At 57.5% G+C, this 21,058-nt stretch carries 18 protein-coding genes; 9 read left to right on the top strand and 9 right to left on the bottom strand.

Annotated features, from left to right (window positions below; all coding sequences use genetic code 11):
• Positions 1–139: 139 nt before the first annotated feature.
• Together groES and groL are read left to right on the top strand one after the other, a co-directional pair.
• The gene (gene groES, locus A9Q02_RS22325) at positions 140–442 is read left to right on the top strand and encodes a co-chaperone GroES (RefSeq protein ID WP_097655291.1); all 303 of its coding nucleotides are present in this window, start codon (positions 140–142) and stop codon (positions 440–442) included.
• Positions 443–465: 23 nt separating this feature from the next.
• On the top strand, positions 466–2,124 hold the full coding sequence (groL, locus tag A9Q02_RS22330; protein ID WP_097655292.1) for a chaperonin GroEL: 1,659 nt from the start codon (positions 466–468) through the stop codon (positions 2,122–2,124).
• Between the two features lie 71 nt (positions 2,125–2,195).
• Here groL and sppA read toward each other — a convergent pair whose 3' ends face one another.
• The 4 genes from sppA to asd form a co-directional block, all read right to left on the bottom strand.
• A complete protein-coding gene (sppA, locus tag A9Q02_RS22335) occupies positions 2,196–3,215 on the bottom strand; it encodes a signal peptide peptidase SppA (RefSeq protein ID WP_097655293.1) in 1,020 nt (339 codons plus the stop codon).
• Positions 3,216–4,415 (bottom strand): aminotransferase-like domain-containing protein, encoded by a 1,200-nt coding sequence (locus A9Q02_RS22340; protein WP_097655294.1) that lies wholly within the window; start codon positions 4,413–4,415, stop codon positions 3,216–3,218.
• 110 nt (positions 4,416–4,525) lie between these two features.
• The gene (locus A9Q02_RS22345) at positions 4,526–5,581 is read right to left on the bottom strand and encodes a hypothetical protein (protein ID WP_097655295.1); all 1,056 of its coding nucleotides are present in this window, start codon (positions 5,579–5,581) and stop codon (positions 4,526–4,528) included.
• Positions 5,578–6,627, bottom strand: coding sequence for an aspartate-semialdehyde dehydrogenase (asd, locus tag A9Q02_RS22350; RefSeq protein ID WP_097655296.1), 1,050 nt, complete (start codon positions 6,625–6,627; stop codon positions 5,578–5,580). Before asd ends, A9Q02_RS22345 begins: the two co-directional genes overlap by 4 nt.
• 137 nt (positions 6,628–6,764) lie before the next feature.
• Between asd and A9Q02_RS22355 the strand changes: the two genes are divergently transcribed.
• Positions 6,765–7,133, top strand: a complete 369-nt coding sequence (locus A9Q02_RS22355) for a CidA/LrgA family protein (RefSeq protein ID WP_097655297.1) — start codon at positions 6,765–6,767, stop codon at positions 7,131–7,133.
• Positions 7,126–7,848, top strand: coding sequence for an LrgB family protein (locus A9Q02_RS22360; protein WP_097655298.1), 723 nt, complete (start codon positions 7,126–7,128; stop codon positions 7,846–7,848). The genes A9Q02_RS22355 and A9Q02_RS22360 overlap by 8 nt, the downstream gene beginning before the upstream one ends.
• A gap of 48 nt (positions 7,849–7,896) precedes the next feature.
• Here A9Q02_RS22360 and A9Q02_RS22365 read toward each other — a convergent pair whose 3' ends face one another.
• Positions 7,897–8,304, bottom strand: coding sequence for a hypothetical protein (locus A9Q02_RS22365; RefSeq protein WP_097655299.1), 408 nt, complete (start codon positions 8,302–8,304; stop codon positions 7,897–7,899).
• Positions 8,305–8,936: 632 nt separating this feature from the next.
• Here A9Q02_RS22365 and A9Q02_RS22370 point away from each other — a divergent pair.
• From A9Q02_RS22370 to A9Q02_RS22380, 3 genes are read left to right on the top strand one after another with little or no spacing between them, the layout of a single operon-like run.
• Positions 8,937–9,617, top strand: a complete 681-nt coding sequence (locus A9Q02_RS22370; RefSeq protein ID WP_097655300.1) for a response regulator transcription factor — start codon at positions 8,937–8,939, stop codon at positions 9,615–9,617.
• A 17-nt stretch (positions 9,618–9,634) separates the two neighbouring features.
• Entirely contained in the window at positions 9,635–11,818 is a 2,184-nt protein-coding gene (locus A9Q02_RS22375; protein WP_097655301.1) for an ATP-binding protein, read from the top strand.
• Between the two features lie 47 nt (positions 11,819–11,865).
• The gene (locus A9Q02_RS22380; protein WP_097655302.1) at positions 11,866–12,966 is read left to right on the top strand and encodes a radical SAM protein; all 1,101 of its coding nucleotides are present in this window, start codon (positions 11,866–11,868) and stop codon (positions 12,964–12,966) included.
• Between the two features lie 189 nt (positions 12,967–13,155).
• Here A9Q02_RS22380 and A9Q02_RS24540 read toward each other — a convergent pair whose 3' ends face one another.
• Both A9Q02_RS24540 and A9Q02_RS22390 read right to left on the bottom strand, forming a co-directional pair.
• Positions 13,156–13,935 (bottom strand): ComEA family DNA-binding protein, encoded by a 780-nt coding sequence (locus A9Q02_RS24540; protein ID WP_172451277.1) that lies wholly within the window; start codon positions 13,933–13,935, stop codon positions 13,156–13,158.
• 87 nt (positions 13,936–14,022) lie between these two features.
• Entirely contained in the window at positions 14,023–14,871 is an 849-nt protein-coding gene (locus tag A9Q02_RS22390) for a deoxyribonuclease IV (RefSeq protein ID WP_097655304.1), read from the bottom strand.
• A gap of 549 nt (positions 14,872–15,420) precedes the next feature.
• Here A9Q02_RS22390 and A9Q02_RS22395 point away from each other — a divergent pair.
• Positions 15,421–16,839 (top strand): Mur ligase family protein, encoded by a 1,419-nt coding sequence (locus tag A9Q02_RS22395; protein ID WP_097655305.1) that lies wholly within the window; start codon positions 15,421–15,423, stop codon positions 16,837–16,839.
• A 76-nt stretch (positions 16,840–16,915) separates the two neighbouring features.
• Here the strand turns inward: A9Q02_RS22395 and A9Q02_RS22400 are convergent, their stop codons facing one another.
• Positions 16,916–18,094: an META domain-containing protein gene (locus tag A9Q02_RS22400; RefSeq protein ID WP_097655306.1), complete on the bottom strand. Its 1,179-nt coding sequence runs from the start codon at positions 18,092–18,094 to the stop codon at positions 16,916–16,918.
• Positions 18,095–18,214: 120 nt separating this feature from the next.
• Positions 18,215–18,946 (bottom strand): YwaF family protein, encoded by a 732-nt coding sequence (locus A9Q02_RS22405; protein WP_172451279.1) that lies wholly within the window; start codon positions 18,944–18,946, stop codon positions 18,215–18,217.
• 111 nt (positions 18,947–19,057) lie between these two features.
• Between A9Q02_RS22405 and A9Q02_RS22410 the strand changes: the two genes are divergently transcribed.
• Positions 19,058–21,040, top strand: coding sequence for a GAF domain-containing protein (locus tag A9Q02_RS22410; protein ID WP_172451285.1), 1,983 nt, complete (start codon positions 19,058–19,060; stop codon positions 21,038–21,040).
• The last annotated feature ends 18 nt before the right edge of the window (positions 21,041–21,058 follow it).

The raw sequence follows: 21,058 nt of genomic DNA on the forward strand, positions 1-21,058 counted from the left end.
CACTCAAAACAAAAGAGTGCTAAAATACCCCTTGACAAAATCCCGCCGTTTGAGTATCATACACAACGGTTAGCACTCGTATGTGATGAGTGCTAACACTTCTCACGTTAGTCAAGTCACTAAGTATGGAGGGATAACGATGACCGATTTCCGTATCCGGCCCCTCGGCGACCGCGTAGTGGTCAAGCCGATGGAGCGCGAGGAAAAGACGAAGAGTGGGATCTTCTTGCCCGATACGGCCAGCAAAGAGCGCCCCATGGAAGGCACGATTCTGGCTGTGGGTGAGGGCCGCCGCGATGATAGTGGCAAGCTCGTCCCGATGAATGTCCGTGCTGGCGACAAGGTAGTCTTCGCCAAGTATAGTGGCACCGAGTTCAAAGTTGACGAGGTCGAGTATCTCATTCTGTCAGAGAAGGATATCCTGGGCATTATCCAGGGCTAATTGTTGAGGAGCACTACGAGATTATGGCTAAGCAGATTTATTTCAACGAAGAGGCTCGCCGCTCGCTCAAGCGCGGTGTAGATATGGTGGCCGATGCGGTCAAGACGACGCTTGGGCCCCGCGGCCGCAATGTGGCGATTGATAAGAAGTTTGGCTCGCCTACTGTTACCCACGATGGTGTCACGGTTGCCAAAGAGATTGAACTGAGCGATCCTTTTGAGAATATGGGTGCCCAGTTGCTCAAAGAGGCTGCTACCAAGACCAACGATGTCGCCGGTGACGGGACGACGACGGCCACGGTGTTGGCCCAGGCTATTGTCACCGAGGGTCTCAAGGTTGTCGCCGCTGGTGCCAACGCGATGCTGCTCAAGCGCGGTCTCGACCGTGGTGCCGAGGCGCTTGTTGCCGCCATCAAGGCTAGCGCGACCCCCGTTCGCGACCGCGTTGATATCGCCCACGTTGCAACCAACTCGGCTGCCGATACCGAGATTGGCGAGTTGATCGCCGAGGTGATGGAGAAGGTCGGCAAAGACGGCGTCATCACCGTCGAAGAGTCCAAGGGTGTGGCCTTCGAGAAAGAGTACACCGAGGGCATGCAGTTCGACCGTGGCTATATCTCGGGCTATATGGTGACCAATGTCGAGCGCCAGGAATCTGAACTCGACGATCCCTATATCCTGATTACTGATAAGAAGATCAGCAGCATCCAGGAAGTCCTGCCTGTGCTCGAGAAGGTGCTTCAGGTTACCAAGAACTTTGTCATTATCGCTGAGGATGTTGACGGCGAGGCGCTTGCTACCCTGGTGGTCAACAAGCTTCGCGGTACGATCAATGCCCTGGCCATCAAGGCCCCTGGTTTCGGCGACCGCCGCAAGGCGATGCTGCAGGATATCGCGATCCTGACCGGTGGTACCGTGATCTCCGAAGAGGTTGGGCGCAAGCTTGATAGCGCGACGATTGATGACCTCGGCCGCGCCCGCAAGGTGGTGGCAACCAAGGACGATACGACCATTGTCGAGGGTCGTGGCGATGAGAGTGCGATCCGCGCTCGTATCGACCAGATCCGTGCACAGATTGAGACGACGACCAGCGACTTCGATCGCGAGAAGCTCCAGGAGCGTCTGGCGAAGCTCGCCGGTGGTGTGGCCGTCATCAAGGTTGGTGCCGCAACTGAGCCCGAGCTCAAAGAGAAGAAGCACCGCGTCGAGGATGCTCTCAGCGCGACCCGTGCGGCCGTCGAAGAGGGTATCGTTGCTGGTGGTGGCGTCGTTCTGATCAATGTCGTCTCGGCCCTTGATAATGTCAAGGTTGCTCACGACGACGAAAAGGTTGGCCTCCAGATCCTCCGCCGTGCCCTTGAGGAGCCGCTGCGCATCCTTGCGCGCAACGCCGGCGAAGAGGGTTCGGTCATTATCGCCAATGTGCGCCGCTATCAGGAAGAGACCGGTGATAAGACCCTGGGCTACAATGTGCTGACCGGTGAGTATGGCAGCATGATCGAGCAGGGCATTATTGACCCGGTCAAGGTGACCCGCAGTGCGGTGCAGAATGCGGTCTCGATTGCAGGCATGATCCTGACGACCGAGGCGCTCATTACTGACCTTCCCGAAGAGAAGAGCGCTGCCGGCGGTATGCCCGGTGGTATGGGTGGTATGGGCGGTATGGGCGGCATGGACTTCTAAGAAGTTCAAGCCCCGACACAAAAACACGCCAGCAAAGCTGGCGTGTTTTTGTGTCCCGAGGATGTTATGATCTAGGGTGCCCAGCGATACTCTAGTTTCACTGGCTCACGTTCGGTGAGAACCCGTAAGCCCAGCGGATCAATTGGCTGTTGCGGGGCGCTCAGCCGACTCAAGAGCAGGCTGCGCCACGAACTGCTTCGCGTATAGCGTACGACTAGCGCGGTCTCGAGGTTAGCGAGTTCGCGTGCCCCGACGATGGCTTCGTCGAGGTTGCCCAGTTCGTCAATGAGGCCAAGCTCGAGCGCCTGGTTTCCGGTATAAATGCGCCCGTCAGCCAGTTCGCGTACCCGAGCCTCGTCCAGGCCGCGCCCCTCGACAATCACCTGCACAAAGCCATTGTAGGCCTCGTCAACAATGGCTTGAAGCACGGCGATCTCTTCTGGCGTGGCTTCGCGGTTAGAAGAACCAATATCTTTGAGCTCGCCACTTTTGTAGACAATGCTGCGCAAGCCGAGTTTCTCAAAGGCTTCTTCGACGTTGATCGTCGAAAGGATGACCCCCAGACTCCCCGTGAGGGTATCGGGATTGGCATAGATGCGGTGGGCCGGTGCGCTAATATAATAGCCGCCACTGGCTGCGGTTGATCCCATTGATACAACCAGGATCTTGCCATTGTCACGCAAGTCACGTAGCTTTTCGTGCAACTCGCTACTCGCAACAACGCCTCCACCAGGGCTATCCACGCGCAAGACCACTGCCTTGACGCGATTGTCCCGACTCGCCTGGCGGATCTGGCTCAAGAGTTGTCCCTGCGAGAGTTGCAAGCTAAACGGGTCGGCGGCTGCGCCAATGGCACCACTCACCTCAATAATCACAATGCGATCAGTTCCTGAACCTTCCACCAGTTGTTCTTCCCAGGGCGGTGAAGCGATTGGTCCGATGCTGGTGTTGCTGCTGCCGGCAGCAAGCAGCAAAGCCAACCCGCCGAGCGGCAAGAGCGCACAGGCAAAAAGAATGCCAATAATGATCGAGACCGCAATGATCCAGCCCCGCGTGGCCGGCTTTTGCGGTGCTGGTTGTTCGACAGACATCTAGCCTCCTTCTGTAGGTCGTTGTACGACCTTGATCGCCGTGCTAAGACGACGGATCGCTGTTTCAATCTGATTGTCAGGTAACTCGCTGAAGGCCAGACGAATATACGCTTCGCCTGAGCCATCGGTATAACAGCGTGTCCCAGGCAGAATCTCAACCCCGTGCTCGATTGCAACCGGGGCCAGTTGGCTCGCCTGGACGCCTTGTGGTAGCTGCAACCAGATAAAGAAGCCCCCATCTGGCTCGATGAAGGGGGCTTCGGGTAACTGATGACGCAGCGCCTGACTCATCGTAGCACATTTTATTGCATAATGAGCACAGAGATCCGCAATATGTTGTTCGAGCCGACCATTGGCGCTAAACCCGGCCACCAGATGGGTCACGAAGGGGCTGCTCGCTCCTTCGAGTTTGAACATCTGGAGACGCGCAATCAGTTCGCGGGGGCCGTGTGCCCAACCCACGCGTAGCCCTGGGGCAAGAATCTTGGAAAACGTGCCGACGCGTAGCACCCATCCTTCCTGATCGAGCGACGCCATCGGTGGCAATGGCTCACCACGAAAGCGTAGATCAACATACGCATCATCTTCTACGACCAGCACCCCATAGGTGGCGGCAAGTTCAACGATCCGCTGGCGTCGTTCCAGGCTCAACGTGACGCCCGCTGGATTCTGGAAGGTTGGAATAGTATAGAGAAATTTGGGACGAAGATTTTTGCGCTTCAGCGCTTCCAGGGTGGTCGCGAGGGCTTCCACATCCAGCCCATGGGCATCAACTGGCAGCCCGATCATCTGCGCCCCCGCACGCTTGAATTGACGCACGGCCCCCATAAAGGTTGGAGCCTCGACCAGCACGGTATCACCAGGCTCGATCAATACCCGGGGCAAGAGCCCGAGGATCTGCGACGAACCGTAGGCGACGAGAATCTCGTCTTCATGAGCCTGCACGCCCTCATGGTGCAGGCGCTCGGCAATCAAGGTGGTTAACGCAGGTGCCACAGGCGCATAATTCAAGGCGTCATTCAGATGTGAAGCCAAGATCTTGGCCGTTGTGTCAACCAGTTCTTCCTGGGGAAACAACGCCGGATCAGCCAGTCCATAGGCCAGTGAGAGCGGCGGTTCCCCATCAGTCTCAAGGGAAGGCCCCCAGAGCGGGGGCAATGCTTCGCGCGCTTGGGCTGTGTAGAGGTCGGCAAGTTGCATAGGTGTTTCTATCCTTATTGCTTTCTTCTGGCGAAAGATGCCAGCATTGCTGGCATCTTTCGCCAGAAGAAAGCTTTTTCTTGGGGGCTGCAGGCCCCCAAACCCCAGATTTACATCACGAGGGCCGGGGTATGATGTAACGAGAGCATCCCTGCAGCGGCTTGCTCGGCTGAGGGCAGCGCCGATTCGGCTGGTTTATCTGACGCGGCCATGCAGAGTGCCCCCCGACGGGCAAGATCCTGACCGACCTGAAAAAGATCACTACACAGGGTCAGGCGCCCATCGTGCATTCGATCGAGCGTTGCGGTCAGTTCAGCTCGCCGAAAGGCTTTGAAGGGCGTTGGATCGCCCTCGGCGACCCTGGCTTGCAATTCGACTTGCAGGCTCGCCAGACTCGTCGGCAAGCGTGGCGTGGCAACGGCGATAATCTCGCTGATGGTCGGTGCCGTCCCGTGCAGAATCGCATCAAGCATTGGCTCAAGTTCAATTGCCCCGAGCGTTGCCCACAGGGCCGTTGCAACCACGTAATCCTGATTATCAAGCGTATAACTGTGCCATTCTTTGCGGCAGAGTTCACTGTAGTAACGGCGAAACGTGCTCACGTCGAGGGTTTCGCCCACCAGTTGGCTGGCGATCACCAGGGCTCCCTCGGCCCGTGCATCATCAATCGCCCCATCTGAGCGCCCGCGTGGCCCCAGGAGCGTCTTGTCAATATCAATCAGCAGGGCGGTACGTGCCCAGTCAATGCCCCGTGCTTCGAGTTCGGCAATCCATGGGTGAATCAGATGCCAGCGGGTTGCCGTTGCTGTAGCGCCCTGCCAGGTCATCGCCTCGTCGGCCACAGGCCGATCTTCACCGATAAAGCCATAGGCAGGCCGTGAACCAATGATGCGCAGGTGGGCCGCAAGCATGCGATCATTATCGGTGTCGCCAAGCACTGCAAAGGCGGTCAGCGTCGGCCCGCCTCGCAGCTGCTGGGCGGAATCTGCCAGTGCTTGCATCACCTCGGCATAGGCCTGATCACGCTTGCGTGGCGGTGGCCCGTCGCTATGGCCGAGCGATGCACGGATCGTCGCCAGCCGCGGCAGCCGTAGATCACATGCCTCTAGATCACGATAGATCACCACATTCCCGGTAAGGTCGGCAATCGTTGCTCTGATGCTCATGCCTTCACCAGGCCCTGTGCATACATCAGTTCCGCATTGAGCAGTGAACCACCAGCAGCCCCGCGGATCGTATTGTGGCTGAGACAAACCAGTTTGTAATCGAGCAGCGAGCATGGGCGCACCCGGCCCACCGTGGTGCTCATCCCACGCCCAGCATCGCGGTCACGGCGTGGCTGCGGGCGGTCTGGCTCATCACGCACAATGATGGGCTGGGCTGGCGCACTGGGCAGGTTGAGTTCTTGCGGAAGACTCCGGAACGAGCGCAACGTCGCGACTACTTCTTCAAGCTCGGGACGTTGCGCAAAGCCAATCGAGAGGCATTCCAGGTGGCCTTCCAGTACGGGAACACGATTGCAATGGGCTGAAATCGTACATGCAATCGGCACGATAACCCCATCACGCACAACCCCCAGCATCTTCTGGGGCTCAGTTTCAACTTTTGGCTCTTCACCGCCAATATACGGGATCACATTGTCAATCGCATCGTAGGAAGGAATGCCGGGATATCCTGCACCCGAGAGCGCTTGCATGCTCATCAATAAGAGCTTGGTGACGCCAAAACGGTCATGGAGTGGGCGCAGCAGCATCGTCGGACCAGTGGCAGTACAATTTGGGTTCGTCACGATTGCTCCAGACCAACCCCGACGGGCGCGCTGCACGTCAATCAACGCGAGATGTTCAGGATTTACCTCGGGAATCAGCAAAGGTACGTCAGGTTCCATCCGATGATCCGAGGCATTGGAACAGACGATATGCCCGGCTCGCGCGAGGCGTTGCTCGATGCGGCCTGCTGTTTTGCTGGGCAGGGCCGAGAAGACCAGTGGGGTGTCGAGATCGGCATCGTCAGGCAAAATCGTCATACCCTCAACCTCGCTGGGCATAGGCGCATCTAGAACCCAGCGGGTGGCCTCGGCATAGGTCCGCCCGGCACTGCGCTCGCTCCCTACAAGTGCGGCAAGCTCAAACCAGGGATGCCCTTCAAGCAACTGAATAAAACGCTGGCCGACAGTTCCTGTGGCTCCCAGGACACTGACTCGTATCTTCATCGAGTACTCCTTCAGTCTATATCCTCGCGTGAACCTCTGTGCTTCCCTCGGCGAGGTAGCGGTAGGGATCGGTATAGGGTGTATTATAAGCGCTACTGCGCAGAGTGAAACATCGTCGAACAACAGGAAGAACGCTTATGATCAATGCACTGCTGAGCCTGCTCGTTTTTCAATTGCTTGGTGAGGTGCTGGTACGCGCCATTGGGGTGCCGATTCCCGGGCCGGTCGTGGGGATGTTGCTCCTCTTTGGTGCCCTGAAGCTTCGTGGTCGTGTGCCCGACACGCTCCACAAAGTCTCCGAAGCCTTGCTCAATAATCTCTCGCTGCTCTTTGTGCCTGCCGGAGTCGGGGTGATGGTACACCTGAATCTGTTGCGCACAGGATGGTGGCAATTGCTCGTGACGGTCATCGTCAGTACGCTCATTACCCTTGTTGTGACGGCCCTCACGATGCAGGGGTTGGTCAGGGTGCAGCGACGCGCCAGGGGAGGTCAGACCGATGGGTGAACCAATCATCGAGATCTGGGTCTACCTGGCTCAGACGCCGCTACTCTGGCTGGTGACGACGATCGGGGTCTATCAGGTTGCGCAGGCCCTCTCACGGCGGGTTGGGGCTCCCCCGTTGCTCAATCCGGTCTTACTGACGATTGTGGCGCTGGTCAGTCTCTTGCTGCTCACCGATACGTCCTATGATGTCTATTTTGACGGGGCGCAGTTTATTCACTTTTTGCTCGGGCCGGCTACCGTTGCGTTGGCGATGCCACTCTATCAAGCCGAGCGCAAACTACGCCAGGTGCTCTTGCCCGGGCTTGGAGCGTTGGTGCTTGGTGCCGCGACCGGGATCATTGCGGCGGTGCTGATGGGCACCCTGGTCGGGTTAGACGAACCAGTGTTGCGTTCGCTGGCGCCCAAGAGCATCACCACCCCGATCGCCATGGGTGTTGCCGAGGCCATCGGAGGACTGCCGTCACTCACGGCTGTGCTGGTCATTCTGACCGGCATGGTGGGGGCGATCGTGGGGCATGAAGTGCTTGACCTGTTGCGCTGTCGCGATCAGAGCATCCGTGGCTTTGCGATGGGCCTGGCGTCACACGGGCTCGGCACTGCACGCGCACTGCAAGTCGACCGCGAGGCAGGTGCCTTTGCGGGACTGGCGATGGGACTCAACGGGGCGATGACGGCCATGTTGGTGCCGCCACTTTTGCGATGGTTGGGTTTATAATGTTACGCGACAACCCGCGTCACGATGCGAGTTGTCGCGTCGCTTGTATTACTCACGCTGCATCGTGCCATCAGGCAGCCAGCGAATGCGTACACCGTCAACGTCTGTCCAGGTCTCGCCTGGTTCGTCGTCATCTTCTTCACGCACCATGACCGGGCCATTGTTGCGCGACCAGAGCATCAACTCGTCAATCGTATACCAACCTGATTGGTACTGAACCTGATCAGTTGGATTCAACCAGAAGCGTATCTGCCCATCCATCCACTGCCAGCGTTCAAGTGAGCGCCACTGCTTGCCCTGGTCGTTGAGTGCTGTCTTCAACTCTTCAAGCATACGCAGCAGTTCGGGGAGGGTGTGGCGGTTACTGTAGCGAAGTTGGATAAGACGATGATTTACCGCATCACGTAACCGTTCCAACTCGGTCAGACTCAAACCATCGATATCAATGTCGATCACAGCAGCGTCCTTTCTGTGGACACTGGTTCAGCCGGGCGGCTGTGAACGCCGTATTGGAAGTCGTGCGACCTTCGCAGCTGATCCGCTCCAATGTCCATTCCAGAGCGACTCCGTGGGGTCCATCCGACGCGTACTGCGGTGTACGTAGGTCGTCGAAGCTTGTTCCCGCTATTGTATCATACCGCAATTCTATTACCAGGAACCTGGCAAAAACGTGACACTCTTGTCACCTAGAGGAAAATTGTAGCATTTTATCGGGGAAAACAGGGCCAGGGTTCCCTATCTAGGTCAAAATTGATGGCAAGTGGCCTTCAGTACTTGCGAAACGTGGCCTTCGTCGGTTAAGATACACAAAAGCAGGATACCATGACATGATTTTCTCCGCTGAGCCGTTTATACTAGAGCCAGGGGGAATCCTACCGCAAGTTGTCGACTATCTGGTGCGGCAATGGAAGCAATTCAGTTGATGGACTGGTCTGCTGACGCATCAGCCCAGTCTGGAGTTGCACAACGTAGAGATGGCGTCCCTCCTTCGCCAGCAACACGCAAGTTATTCGAGGGCGGTCGCCCCGCCTCTGCTGGCCCAATGGTAAAGCGGTGGGTTGCTGGTTTCCGGTTAAGGAGCAGGTGACATGCATATTCTGGTGGCCGATGATGATATTCCCAGTGTAAAGTTGACGTCTTTTGTGCTGGAAGAGGCGGGTTACCGGGTCTATAAAGTCTATGATGCGCAGAATATCTTGCAGGCTGTTGAACAGCACAACCCTGATCTGATCCTGCTTGATGTCATGATGCCCCGATCAGATGGTTTCGAGATTTGCCGTCAGATCCGGCGTAATTCGGATGTGCCGATTATTTTTCTCTCAGGTCGTTCCCTGCTGCAAGATCGGGTGATGGGGTTGCAAATTGGTGGTGATGACTATCTGGTCAAACCCTACGAGCCATCTGAATTGCTTGCGCGGGTGGAGGCAGTGCTGAGGCGTCGCAACAGTGATATGCTCAACCCTTCGTCACGCCTGAGTCAAGGTGAAATCACGCTTGATCCTGTGGAACATAAAGTGATTTTTACCAATAATCGCACAACTGAATTGACTCCTCTTGAGTTTCGATTACTCTATTATCTGATGAAGAATTCCGGACGCATTCTCAACATTACCCAGATTCTTAATAAGGTCTGGGGCTATGATTATGAAGGCGAGAGCAACCTGGTTGCGGTCTATATCCGTCGTCTACGCACCAAAATCGAAGAAGATCCTGAACATCCCCGCCATGTGATTACTGTGCGTAACCTGGGCTATAAATTTGAGCCTTGAGGAAGAGAGCCGATTTCATGGCGGCAACCGAGCCACCTCTTGCGCGTGACCCGTTCTGGTTACGCGCTACTATTCGTACCGGTGTGCGCGCAATGTTGCCGCTCCCCGTGCTGGGCCTGGCCTGGTGGCTGGCCCTGATGTCTCTTGAGACGACCACGACCTTCGGGCTTGTGATCTATGCCGTTGTCAACCTGATGTTGTTGGCAGGGCTTATCAAGGCTGATCAACAGCGGCATGAACGTGCGTTGTTCGCCTTGTTGTTTGTGTCGGTTGCCAGTGATGCCTTCCTTGCCTGGTTCCTCTTTGCCACCGCTGGTCCATTGACCCTCGGTATCTTTCCTCTCTATGTGGTGATGGTGCTGAAGGCGCTCTGCTATCGCCGCATTACCCTCTGGACGTTATTGGTTCCCGCCCTGGTGGGGCCAGTCGATCTCGCTGTCCTCTATCTGACGCAACGCCCGGAAGCTTTTTCGACCGAAGAATGGCTCGCCTTCTGGGGAATTGTGGCTAGTTCCGTCTTTTTTGTGGTGTTGCTGCTCGTACTGACTGAACAACGCATGGTAACTGCACGACGCGTGAGTCTTCGCCTGGAACAGGATCGCTACGCCAACGCTGAGCACGTTGCTGAGCTCGAAGGCATTGCGACGGATCTCCGCTCGCGTATTCGCCGCCAGCAGACGCTCGAAGAGAGTTTGCGGGCCATTACTGGTTTGCTTAGCCTTGATGCGGTGTTGAGTCAGATTCTTGATAGTTTGCGCCAGATGCTTGGATCACGGCCCGTCAAGGCGACCGCACTGACCCTTGCCCGGCGTGACCATTTTGACCACCGTCTGTTGAGTGATGATTCTAGGTTGACAAGTGAATTGGCCTGGGCTGAAGCGCTCGCCTCGCATGTTATCGCGGCACGTACGTCTTTGCTGGTGGGTGATGCGAGCAGCGAGCCCGAGTGGCTCGCCCTTCAGCCTTTTGGGATCAAGTCGGCGCTCAGTGTGCCCTTGATTGACCCTGATGATCAGGTGCTTGGTGCCTTGACGATTGTCAGTGATGAACCACACCTCTTTACGTCGGTCGAGTCACGGTATCTCACCTCGTTTAGTATCCAGGCAAGTATTGCGATTCATAATGCTGATTTGCATACCCAGTTGACCCGTCAACGTCTTTTGCTTGAAGCAGTTCTGCGTGATATTGGCGATGCGTTGCTCGTCGTTGATGCTCACGGGGCCTTGCTCTTGGGTAATTCTCATGCGTATCAGGCGCTCCAGCATAACGATGTCCACGCAGGGAAGTTGCGTGAGGTGCTCGATCAGTTGAACCAGGAGATTCGTGAACACGAGGTTCCCGTCTTGACCCGTGAATTGACGGTTGGTGAGGGTGACGATGAATTGCACTATGAGATCTTTGCCTCGCTTGTGCGCGTGCCTGATGAAGGGCCGTGCCCGGTTGCTTTTGTCCTCCATGATGTGACCAGTCTGAAGATCCAGGAGCTCCAGCGGGTCGAGTTTATTTCGATGGTATCACATGAATTGCGCAATCCCCTCAATACGCTCAATGGCTTCCTCAAGGTTGTGTTGCAAGGCAAAGCCGGAGCCTTGAATGCGCTCCAACAAGAGTTTCTGGCGCTTGCTGATGAACAGGCGGATGCACTCAAAGGCCGGATTACGGAACTACTTGAATTTAATCGTCTCGAAGCCGGGCGCCTCCAGCTGCACCCCGATTGGTCTGATCTGACTGACCTCTTGCTGATGACGGTGGCGCGTTTTCAACTTCAGGCTGATCAGGCTGGGTTGGCTATTGTTGCACACATTCCACCCTCGATTCCTGAACTGTTGATGGATACAGAACGGGTTGGTCAGGTTGTGACGAATTTGATTGAAAATGCGATTAAAGCAACACCGAGTGGTGGTACAATTACCGTTGGTGTTGATGTGCACGAGCGCGATGTCGAAGTGTATGTGCGTGATACAGGTATTGGCATTTCACCTGAAGAGCAGGAGAAGATTTTTGATCGGTTTTATCAGGTGAAGAATCGCTCTGTGACACAGGGCGTGCATCTCGGCCTTGGGCTCTCGATCTGTCAACAGATTATCGAAGGCCACAATGGGCGGCTCTGGGTTGAAAGCGAAGAGGGCAAAGGAAGCCGTTTTGCCTTTGTCTTGCCCTTGGTGCTCCGCGAACAGACAATTAGCGAGCCTATCCATTGAGGTTCATAGGTGATCCTCCTGCTCGGAAACGAGGTTGATGCGTGAACATGGCACTCATTGCACTGGCTAGTGCGTCTAACTCGGTCTGCCCTCCCCTCAGTCTCGCTTATCTGGCGGCACTGCTCGAACAGCGACGCCATATTGTGCGTATCTATGATCTTGCCCTTGAACCTGATGTTCCCCTCGCCGAGGCCCTTCAACCCCTCCGTTCCTTTTTGCCCACGGTGGTCATTGTTGCCGGCGAATACGAGGCTGATCTTGAAGTGGCCCTCCACGCGTTGCAAGAGGTTCATGATGGGCAGGTCCTGGGGATGCTCATGAGTCGCAATGGCCTTGATGCCTGGCAGGTGAGTGTCGAAGGACTGACATGGTTCGATCAGCAGTATGGGCAATTCAAACAGGAGCCTTTGCCGGCCAGTTGCAATCAGTTGCCCTTACCCGCTCGTCACTTGCTGTCGCTTGAACGCTACGCCTTGCGTGCCGCCGGTGGTGAGTTGCAGACGAGCGTCGCGATTGCCGGGCTTAATGCTGTCGGTGCCTTTGTGTTGCGGATACCCACCCAGATTGTGGCCGAGTTGCGCTCCCTTTCGCACGAGTTTGGTGTTCGCCATTATCTGCTCACCGATGTGCCGGTGACGATTGACCTTGCCTGGTTGGATGCGTTTTTGCACTATCTGTTACAGGCCCAACTCAGGATTAGCTGGGAGGCGCACGCCTCCTTTGCGCACCTGGAGCGTGCGTTGCTGGCGCGGATGGCGCGGGCCGGGTGCGAGTGTCTGATCTTTGATCTTGATGCTCCAGAGCTTTTCGAGTCACTCGCCGCTCGTCAGCAGTTCCGTCAGATCGTTGCCAGCGCCCGTGATGCGCAGATCTTTGTGCGGGCTAACCTGAAACTTGAACCGCCGTATGAGTCATTGACCCGGTTGATTGATGTGGCGGCGAGCTTTGGCCTCGATGGCGTGAGTTTTGATGTCTCGCCTGCAGTAGCGCGGAGTGTTGGGGCTGATGCGCAGGAGTTGCGCCAGCTCGCCCATCAATTGTATGCGCAAGGACGCGATCGCCAGCGCTGGGTTGATCGTTTTGGGCCTGCCCTTGGCAATCTGATCTGGCGCTTACGTGGGTTGCATGTCTCAAATCAGCAGGATTGATTGATTAGGTAAAGCAAACGCGGGGCCAATTATGCTGGCCCCGCGTTTGCTTGAGCGTACAGTTGTTCGTCTGGGAGCGAAGTTTTCTCGTCTAGGTATTGGCTTCGACAAGCTCAGCCAACGGCGGACGATGGGCGTTGCGAATGGACGGAGGCTGAGCTTGTCGAAGCCCCCACTGGTATCAAATTATTATACGGTAAGCAAATGGCGGAATTTGTCAAAGTTCCGTGGGCCGACACCTGCAATTCCGTTGAGGTCTTCGACTGTGTTGAAGGGGCCACGTTCCTGGCGATAGGTAACGATGCGCTTGGCTAGTGATGGGCTGATCCCGGGCAAGGCTGCAAGGGCTTTTTCGTCAGCCGTGTTCAGGTTGACAAGCTCCCGCGTTCCTTTTTTGGCTTCGTCTTCCCCGTCTTCCCCGTCTTCCCCGTCTTCCTCTTGTTCATCAGCAACCGTCTCGGCGACGGCGTCGGCCATATCATCGGCGGTGTCGGCGACGGCGTCGGCCATATCATCGGCGGTGTCGGCGACCGCTTCGGCGGCGTCGGTGACGGTGTCGGCGACCGTTTCGGCGGTGTCGGCGACGGCGTCAGCGACCGTTTCGGCGGTGTCGGCGACGGCGTCAGCGACCGTTTCGGCGGTGTCGGCGACGGTGTCAGCGACCGTTTCGGCGGTGTCGGCGACGGTGTCAGCGACCGCTTCAGCGCTCACTGGGGCAGGTGCTTGTGCTCCGGGTAACGGTGCGCTTGGTGGTGCACCACGGTGAACCCGCGTGGGGATGCGGCGCGGACCGCTGCTGGCGGCTGGATTTGCTGATGATGGCCCGCTCGTTGCTGGTGCAGCAGCAGGACGAGCAGGTGGCGCATACGGTGCCGGGCTGACCGGTTTGTTTTGCTGGCGTAACCAGCGCCAGGCCAGATATCCAGCCCCAGCCAGAGTACTCAACCAGAAAAGCCTGCGTAGCATCATGATCTCCTGTGGAACAATGACCTCAAGTACCACTCCTGATGGAGGGGTGGGAGCTACAAGCCCCCGATTAAGATCGTCTTTTTTCGTTTACAACGCAACAAGTGACCGCAGTAGGGTCAGATTTTCGATATCTTCGAGCATCGCATCACCTTTAGGCGTCTCGATAATCTTTGGAATGGAACGAAAACGTGGATCATTGACCAGCAGACGAAAGGCCTCAAGGCCAAGGAAGCCTTGCCCGATATGGGCATGGCGGTCAACGCGACTCGCGAGATCTTTTTGCGAATCATTCACATGAAAGCACTTGATCCGGTCAACCCCCACGAGCCGATCAAACTCGGCGAAGGTGGCAGCGTAGGTCGTAGGGGTACGGATATCATAGCCGGCGGCAAAGATATGGCAGGTGTCGACACAAACAGCCATGCGATCATGGTGGGGAACCAGTTCAAAGAGCCGCGCCAGGTGTTCAAAACGATGGCCAAGCGCTGTGCCCTGACCGGCGGTTGTTTCGAGCAGCACGGTTGTTGTGCCGCCAACTCCCTCGTCAAAGAGACGATTGAGGGCCACTGCTTCGCGCTCGAGACCAGCCTCTTCGCCACTACCCGTATGCGCCCCGGGATGGGTTACGAGGTAAGGAATATCTAGCAGTGCGCAACGCTCGAGCTCATCGGCAAAGGCACGCATTGATTTTTCCCAGAGTTCATCCGCAGGGGCGGCCAGGTTGATCAGGTACGAATCGTGAACAATCACCGGGCCAATGCCACTGCGCGCCTGTTCTGCCTTGAATGCGGCAATTTCGGCCTCGGGCAGTGGCCGCGCAGCCCACTGGCGCTCGTTTTTGCTAAAGATCTGCATGGCCTCACAGCCAACCTGCTCACCACGAGCAAAGGCTTTGGAGACCCCGCCTGCGATCGACATATGTGCGCCAAATGGCATACAAACCTTTACAGACGATGCTTTGAAACCTGCTTGATTATAGCATGATCTGCGCAACAGGGGTGAAGCTGTATCTGTTCACATGTGTCCTGGGAGCGAGGGCGTCCCGCCCTCGGCATGCCTTCGAGGGCGAGACGCCCTCGCTCCCAGGCTTCGCCTGAATCCGCTCGTCCAGACCTCACAGATCTGTGAGGTCTCGACCGTGTCGCGTCTACCGGATTGTGTACTGGAAGACCATAAGCCCACGGCTGCAGGGGCAAAGCCCGGCGTCGCGGGCTGAACCGGCCTCGCATCTTGGGCGATTGCATCTTCCGTGTAGGCATCCCGCCAAGGCACCCGCAAGGGCACCCGCAAGGGCACCCGCAAGGGGTGCCCCTACACCGGATGCGGGCGCCGCCCCGGGGCGGGGCACCCCTTGTGGGTGCCCCGCCCCGGTACGGGCACCCCTTGCGGGTGCCCTGTTGTATCCGCTTTCGTATGATGCAATCGCCCTAGCCTCGCACCTTGAGATAGATGACGGATCAGCCCTGGATCGTGTATTATTAGGCCATGGAGAAATTGTCGAACGCATTTGCTGTCGGGTTGGGTAAAACGACAGGTACGCTGTCGCGCATGTTGCGCATCGGTGGGGGTACGACGCTGCCCGGAAGGGTTGCCCGTCTGGTTGCGCCTTCGGTGTTACGCGATCTGAGTGCTACGCTGCCAGGTGGGGTGATCCTCCTTTCGGGTACCAATGGCAAAACAACAACCAGCCGGATGCTGGCTGAAATCTTGTGCGCCAATGGTGAGCGGGTCCTGCACAATCGTGCGGGGGCGAATCTGATCACAGGGTTGACGACAACAGCGCTGGCCGGCACCGATTGGCGGGGGCGTCCACAGGCGACCATTGGTCTCTTTGAGACCGATGAGGCGGCGCTTCCGCAGGCGCTTGCCGAGACAGCCCCTCGTCTTGTGCTGATCAATAACCTTTTTCGCGATCAGCTTGATCGCTATGGCGAAGTTGACACCCTAGCCCAGGCCTGGAAACAAGCCCTCCGAACGCTCTCGCCTGAGACACGGATCGTCTTGAATGCGGATGATCCCGCCGTTGCCTATCTTGGACAAGATCTGAGATGTCATGTCTTTTACTACGGGCTTGAAGATGCACAGCATGCTGTTGGCGCGGGGGCCCATATTGCCGATTCGCAGTTTTGTCAGCAGTGTGGCGAGCGTTATCGCTACAGCCTGGCCTTTTATGCCCATATCGGCCACTACCAGTGTCCACGCTGTGGCTACCAGCGCCCCACACCCCAGGTGCAACTGGCTCGGCTTGACCTGAGCGGCATCGAGGCGAGTCGGCTCTATCTACGTTATCCTGGGGGCGGGCTCGAACTCAACTTGCCACTTCCCGGGCTCTATAACGCGACCAATGCCCTGGCTGCGTTTGCGGCTGCGCTTGCCCTCGGTGTGCCGCCCGCGACGTCACGTTATGCGCTCGAACGCTTCAGTGCCGCCTTTGGGCGGATCGAGCGGGTAACGGCCGGCCAGGGTGGTGCGCCGATGCTCATTGCCTTGATCAAGAATCCGGTTGGCGCAACCGAAACAGTGCGGATGATTGTCCAGACGGCGACGGTTCCGGCGCACGCATCACAAGGACTGCACCTCTTGATCGCGATCAACGACCGTTTTGCCGATGGAACCGATGTTTCGTGGCTCTGGGATGCCGAATTTGAAGCCCTGGCGGGCCAGGTTGCTTCGGTGGTGGTCAGTGGTACGCGAGCCGAAGATATGGCGGTACGGCTGAAATATGCTGGCGTTGATCCCGCGATGATGCGGATTGTTCCCGAGGTGCATCCAGCACTTGATGAAGCCCTGGCGCGTTTGCCAGCGGGGGCAACGCTGGCGATCTTGCCTACCTACACTGCGATGCTCGCCTTGCGCCAGGATCTTGCGCGGCGGGGGTGGGTGAAGCCCTTCTGGGAAGGGTGAGTTGGTGCGCTGAAAAGAGCCAGCATGGCTGGCTCTTTTCAGCGCAAAAAGCTAGGTTGAAAGGCTAGGCCTGATCCTACGCACGGACAAAGACGAGGGTGGCCCCGTCATCAACAGTGATTGTCAGGGTCGTGCCGTCGATCACATAGCTCGTGGCTCGGCTTAGCTGATCGAGGAAGGCCATTTCCTGGGCCAGGATCGCATCCTCGCACGCCATCATGGTGCTGCCGGCCTGGGTAATGCTGAGTGTACCTTCGGCAACGGTGTAGCCCGCAAAGTAGCGGTTGCAGCCAGCCGAACCCGCGACGCGGCCTTCGTCGTCAAACTCGGCGGAGATGGGCGTAGCCTCGCTCAGCGGCGCTGCGCCGTTGAGCTCAGTCAGCAGCCAGCTCGTGCCGGCCAGGGCATTGCTTGTCTGCTCAAAGACGAGCGTAGCGCCATCATCAATGGTGATCGTCAGGGTCGCGCCGTCGATCACATAGCTCGTAGCCCGGCTGAGTTGATCGAGGAAGGCCTGCTCTTGCGCCATGATCGCCTCTTCACATGCCATCCGCGTGCTACCGGCCTGCGAAATGCTGAGCGTGCCATCGGCAACGGTGTAGTCGGCAAAGTAGCGGTTGCAACCAGCCGAACCCGTGATGCGGCCCTCGGTATCAAACTCGGCCGAAATTGGCGCACTCTCGCTCAGCGGCGCTGCGCCGTTGATGGCGGTGAGTACCCAATTCGTTCCGGTCAGGTCATTGCTCGTGGTCACTTCTTCCTCCGCACGCTCAAAAACGAGGGTGGTTCCGTCATCAATGGTGATCGTCAGGGTCGCGCCATCGATCACATAGCTCGTAGCGCGGCTGAATTGATCCAGGAACGCCTGTTCCTGCGCCATGATTGCATCCTCACACGCCATCATGGTGCTGCCGGCCTGGGTAATGCTGAGCGTGCCATCGGCAATGGTGTAACCGGCAAAGTAGCGGTTGCAACCAGCGGAACCCGCGACGCTTCCCTCGGTATCAAACTCGGCCGAGATTGGCGTACCCTCGCTCAGCGGCGCTGCACCGTTGAGCTGCGTCAGCACCCAACTCGTTCCGGCCAGGGCATCACTCGCCTCTGGCGTCGTGGCTTCTTCGGTGACCGGTGTCTCCTGCTCGGTCGTCGCAGGTGTCGGCTCGGTGGTTGAGCCGGTGCTCGGTGCGGTGCCACAGGCAGCCAAGACAAGCATGCCCATCAGCAGCGCCGAAAGAATCGTCATACGCAACTTCATTGCTCTCCTCACTTCTACTCAAGGATAATCTGTGTGCGGGGCCACTATTCTGGTGCTGTGTAGCCCTGCCATAGTGAGAACGTTGTCTTGGGCAGGAATGTTCCCACCTGACGCTATTTCTCAGCTATTTCTCAGCCAGTCGCGCAGGGCATAGGGTAGATAGACCAGCACAAACGCGAGTAGGCCGACAAACTGCAGTGGAATGAGATACCAGGGCCACGGCCCCATGAGATCGAGCAGACTTGGGAAGGCCGGCTTGCGGGCGATAAACATATAGTTGCCCCCAGTGAGCCAGTTGACCAGGCCAACAACAAGCAAGATGGCATTGGTAAGCAGAAAGACCCGCCCAAGCGACCCCCAGGTGGGGCGATAGTGCCACGCTCTGATCGCAAACAGGGCCGCGAAAAGCGGAACCGCGTGTGAGGTCCAGAAGATCCAGTAGACAAAATGAGGAAAATTGAACCCATTGCTCTGGAGATCCGGGGTGAGCAGGGCCTGAACCGAACCGGCAAAGCCCCAGAAATAGATCAGTTCGAATAGCCGCACGTTGCCTGTCGCCAGCATCAAGGCCGACAGTGGAACCGCTAGTGTGCAGAGGTGTAACGGCAGCGAATACTGTATATTCCAGAGTCCGTTGCTCAGTTGCCAGAGATCCCAGGCGAACCAGTTGGCAAGGCTGTAGACAATCAAGCCACGCTTGAGCAGGGTGCATCCCTGCGCATCAAGGCGTGGTGTCACCCACGCCAGGACGACACATCCCAGGGCAATTGTCAGCAGTGGCAAGAGATGCTCAGGCGACCAGAGCTCAAACCGAGGTCCGATAAACGACGGGCCAAAGATATTGGGGAACATGACCGTTTCCTGTCTCTTGTTGTTCATTCTTTTCGAAGTTGCACCCATCTTCTATTCTTCGTATAATACAGTGATACTGCTCTATCAACCGGAGGATTTTTGCCCATGCCGATGTACGAGGTCGAGACATCACAGCCGCCAGACCTCGTGGCGGCGTTGTGTGAAACCTGGCCGCGCATTGCCGAATTGCTTGCCGATCTGGAGACCGAGGCGATGGCCGAGGCGCGGATCGGCGGTTTGCGTCATATCGGGGCTGTCTGGTATGCGCAAGGAGGCGTGGCTGAGGTTTTGACCGAACTCGGGCTGGCGCTCGCCGAACGCCTCAAGCTCTCGCAGGGGTTGGTGGTCAGTGAATTATTGCTGGCGTATGGGGCCGCCCAGGAAGAGCAACGTACCCGCGAATGGGAAGCACGTCTGCTGGCGCGCGCCTCGGAGCTCGATGGTCTTCATCGCATTATTTCGGCGGCAAACTCGACGCTGGATCTCGATACCTCCCTCCAGACTGTGGTTGAAACCGTTGCCCAGGTTGTTGGGGTTGAGGCATGTTCTGTCTACCTGTACGACAAGCATCGTGACGAACTGGTCTTGCGGGCGACCCGTGGGCTCAATCGTGCCGCGATCGGGCAGGTTGTGTCGCACCTGGGGCAAGGAGTGACGGGTTGGGCTGCCCAGTTGGGGCATCCTGTGGCGGTGCGCGACGTCTGGCAGGATCCTCGTTTCAATGTTGAACCGCAGCTTGGCGAAGAGACCTTTCGCTCGATGCTGGCGGTTCCGATTGTGCTCTTTAGTGCCGAGCGCTATCAGTTCAGTGCCGATAAGCTGCAAGGGGTGATTACCGGGCAGACGATCGGTCCGCGTGACTTTACGCAGGAAGAGATCTCGTTTGTCGAAGTGGTGGCGGGCGAGCTTGCCTTCTTTATTGCCAATGCCCAGCTCTATCAGCAGACCGACGAACGCCTCCACCAGAAATTGCGTGAGTTGACGACATTGCAGCAGGTCTCGAAGAGCATTGCCGAGCAGATCGGGTTGCGTGATGTGCTCTCGCTGATTACCGAGAAGGCGGTCGAACTCGCCCAAGCTGACCGGGCTTCGATCTTTCAGATGGGCGACGACGGGCACCTGCAATTGATGGCGACGTACGGCGGCGAGGGTGACGGCGTGCGGGATTTCATCATCCAGACGGTGCGGGATAGCCGCCCGCTGGCTGTGATGAATGCCTATCAAGATGCGCGCTTCCCTGAACTGGCTGCTGTTGCGCGGCGTGAGCAGTTTCATTCGCTCTTTTGCATGCCGTTGCGCGCCCGTGAACGCACGATTGGCGGGATTTGCCTCTATAAACGTGAGCCGCACCTCTTTGATTATGAGCAGGTACGCTTGCTCAGCACCTTTGCTGATGAGGCCGCTATTGCGATTGAAAATGCCCGCCTCTATGAAGAAAGCCAGCGGGCGCTCGCGATCAAGTCGGCCCTGCTGCAAGAGATGCACCACCGGGTGCGTAATAACCTCCAGACTATTTCGGCGCTGCTGGCAATGCAACTGCGACGGGTTGAGCCGCACAGCCAGGGTGCCAAGGCGCTGCGCGAGAGTGCGGCGCGCATTCAGTCGATTGCGGCCATTCACAATCTGCTCTCACGCGAGGATGTGGGCGTTACCACGGTGAACGCCGTGGCTCGACAGGTCGTCGAGAGCGCTCAGTCAACGCTGGTGCATAGTGAGGCCCCCGTTCGCTTTGCCATTATGGGCGATGAGGTGCGTGTTGGTTCACGGGATGCAACGGTACTGGCGCTGGTCATCAATGAATTGATTAGCAATGCTCTCTCGCACGGGCTTGCCGCTGAGGGGGGCAGTGTCGAGGTTGAAGCTACGCTCGGCGTAAGCCAGGTGATGGTCGAGATTCGCGATGATGGGCCGCGCCATCCACCCCCCCCGCGCCCTCCCCATAGCAGTGGATTGGGTTTGCACATCATCGAAACGCTTGTTCACCAGGATCTGGGGGGTGACTTCCGCTTGATCCGCGATGATGCGCACGGTTGGATGCGGGCACAGGTCTGCTTTCCGCAACATCTTATTGATGAAGTTGGGGAAACGCTGTGAAATCTGCCTAAGGAAGCG

The organism is Candidatus Chloroploca asiatica, from assembly GCF_002532075.1.
Classification (GTDB): Bacteria; Chloroflexota; Chloroflexia; order Chloroflexales; family Chloroflexaceae; genus Chloroploca; species Chloroploca asiatica.

Bases quoted from the DNA above. Each gene is read 5' to 3' on its own strand.
- groES (WP_097655291.1), top strand. From the start codon at position 140: ATGACCGATTTCCGTATCCGGCCCCTCGGCGACCGCGTAGTGGTCAAG.
- groL (WP_097655292.1), top strand. From the start codon at position 466: ATGGCTAAGCAGATTTATTTCAACGAAGAGGCTCGCCGCTCGCTCAAG.
- sppA (WP_097655293.1), bottom strand. From the start codon at position 3,215: ATGTCTGTCGAACAACCAGCACCGCAAAAGCCGGCCACGCGGGGCTGG.
- A9Q02_RS22340 (WP_097655294.1), bottom strand. From the start codon at position 4,415: ATGCAACTTGCCGACCTCTACACAGCCCAAGCGCGCGAAGCATTGCCC.
- A9Q02_RS22345 (WP_097655295.1), bottom strand. From the start codon at position 5,581: ATGAGCATCAGAGCAACGATTGCCGACCTTACCGGGAATGTGGTGATC.
- asd (WP_097655296.1), bottom strand. From the start codon at position 6,627: ATGAAGATACGAGTCAGTGTCCTGGGAGCCACAGGAACTGTCGGCCAG.
- A9Q02_RS22355 (WP_097655297.1), top strand. From the start codon at position 6,765: ATGATCAATGCACTGCTGAGCCTGCTCGTTTTTCAATTGCTTGGTGAG.
- A9Q02_RS22360 (WP_097655298.1), top strand. From the start codon at position 7,126: ATGGGTGAACCAATCATCGAGATCTGGGTCTACCTGGCTCAGACGCCG.
- A9Q02_RS22370 (WP_097655300.1), top strand. From the start codon at position 8,937: ATGCATATTCTGGTGGCCGATGATGATATTCCCAGTGTAAAGTTGACG.
- A9Q02_RS22375 (WP_097655301.1), top strand. From the start codon at position 9,635: ATGGCGGCAACCGAGCCACCTCTTGCGCGTGACCCGTTCTGGTTACGC.
- A9Q02_RS22380 (WP_097655302.1), top strand. From the start codon at position 11,866: ATGGCACTCATTGCACTGGCTAGTGCGTCTAACTCGGTCTGCCCTCCC.
- A9Q02_RS24540 (WP_172451277.1), bottom strand. From the start codon at position 13,935: ATGATGCTACGCAGGCTTTTCTGGTTGAGTACTCTGGCTGGGGCTGGA.
- A9Q02_RS22390 (WP_097655304.1), bottom strand. From the start codon at position 14,871: ATGCCATTTGGCGCACATATGTCGATCGCAGGCGGGGTCTCCAAAGCC.
- A9Q02_RS22395 (WP_097655305.1), top strand. From the start codon at position 15,421: ATGGAGAAATTGTCGAACGCATTTGCTGTCGGGTTGGGTAAAACGACA.
- A9Q02_RS22400 (WP_097655306.1), bottom strand. From the start codon at position 18,094: ATGAAGTTGCGTATGACGATTCTTTCGGCGCTGCTGATGGGCATGCTT.
- A9Q02_RS22405 (WP_172451279.1), bottom strand. From the start codon at position 18,946: ATGTTCCCCAATATCTTTGGCCCGTCGTTTATCGGACCTCGGTTTGAG.
- A9Q02_RS22410 (WP_172451285.1), top strand. From the start codon at position 19,058: ATGTACGAGGTCGAGACATCACAGCCGCCAGACCTCGTGGCGGCGTTG.